Source organism: Saccharopolyspora karakumensis (assembly GCF_004349225.1).
Taxonomy (GTDB): Bacteria; Actinomycetota; Actinomycetes; order Mycobacteriales; family Pseudonocardiaceae; genus Saccharopolyspora; species Saccharopolyspora endophytica.
Genome location: NZ_SMLA01000123.1, coordinates 1 through 1508 on the forward strand (window position 1 = coordinate 1; position 1508 = coordinate 1508).

Sequence of the window (1508 nt, forward strand, 5' to 3'; positions counted from 1 at the left end):
AAGGTGCTGCCGTCGGCGCGGTCTTCGGTGAAGTCGGTGGACGCGGCGAGCACGCCGGTGGGTGTGCGGGTGGACAGGGCGCTGATGTCCTTGAGGGTGTTCAGGCCGAGGTGTTCGCGGAAGTGCTCGATGTCGGGGTTGGGTCCGTGGTGGACGAGGGGCATGGTGCGGCGTCGGCCGACGAGGGTGAACGGGGTGTGGTCGGTGAGCCGGTATTGCATCTGCGTTGTTCCTTTCACGGAGAGGGAGAAACGCAGTGGGGGCTGGGATCGCAGCACCGCGCCGGTGCGTCGGGCTTCGGTGGGGCCGATGCCGTGGACCGCGGTGAAGGCGCGGCTGAAGGCGTCGGCGGAGGTGTATCCGAAGCGGGTGGCGATGTCCTGCAGCGGTTCGCGTGCGGTGAGCACGGCGGAGGCTGCGACGGTCATGCGTCGGCGCCGGATGTAGTCGGAGACGGGCATGCCCGCCAGGACCGAGAACATCCGTCGGAAGTGGTGTTCCGAGGTGAGGGTGATCCGTGCGAGGGCGGCGACGTTGATCTCCCCGGTGGTGCGGTGAGCCGCTCCGTCGGCGATGTCGCGTTCGATGTGCGCGACGGCCTGGTTCCAGGGGTCCATCGTCGTGCCTTTCCTGCGTTGGTCGGTGATGGTTCAACGCTAGGTGGGCGGGGTGCGGGTGTGTCCGACGATGGGTGCCCGGTCCGGTCGGGTGGTCAGGTCTGCTTCGGTGTGGTGGTGCGGGTCCAGGGGCGGGCCTGCTCGTAGGCGTGGGCGGCGCGCAGGATGGTGGCGTCGGCGTGGCGTGGGGCGATGATCTGCAGTCCGATGGGCAGGCCGTCGTCGGTGTGGCCGCAGGGGATGCTGGCGGCGGGTTGCTGGGTCATGTTGAACGGGTAGGTGAACGGGGTCCAGGTGGTCCAGCGGTCGCCATCGGTGGGGGATTCGCGTCCTGCGGTGAAGGCGGGAATGGGGACGGTGGGGGTCAGCAGCAGGTCGTATTGCTGGTGGAAGGCGCCCATGCGCTGGCCGAGTTTCATGCGGGTGTTGGTGGCTTCGAGGTAGTCCTGGGCGGAGTAGGTCAGGCCTTGGCGGCAGATCTCCGCGAGTCCGGGGTCGAGGAGTTCGCGCTGGGCGTCGGTGAGGTGTTCGGTGGCTTTGGCGGCGCCGGCGAACCAGAGGACGTGGAAGTCCTCGATGGGGTCGGTGATGCCGGGGTCGGCGTGTTCGACGTGGGCGCCGAGGTCGTGGAAGGTGCGGGCGGCGTCGTTGAGGGCGTGGGCGATCTGGGGGTCGACGGGGGTGCCGAAGCCGAGGTCGGTGCTCACGGCGATGCGCAGGCCGGTGACGCCGCCGCCGAGGTGGTCGAGGAAGGAGCCGGTGGGTGGGGCCAGTACCGACCAGTCGCGGGCGTCGGGTTGGGCGAGGATGTCGAGCAGGAGGGCGGTGTCGGTGATGGTGGTGGTCATCGGGCCGGCGTGGGAGAGGGTGCCGAAGGGGCTGGCCGGGTAG

At 69.5% G+C, this 1508-nt stretch carries 2 protein-coding genes; both read right to left on the reverse strand.

Features of this window, described 5'->3' with window-relative positions:
* The coding region (locus tag E1202_RS31075; protein WP_132686873.1) for a helix-turn-helix transcriptional regulator at positions 1–617 on the reverse strand (617 nt) is incomplete at its 3' end.
* 95 nt (positions 618–712) lie between these two features.
* A partial coding sequence (locus E1202_RS31080) for an amidase family protein (RefSeq protein ID WP_268952405.1) occupies positions 713–1508 on the reverse strand: 796 nt, incomplete at its 5' end.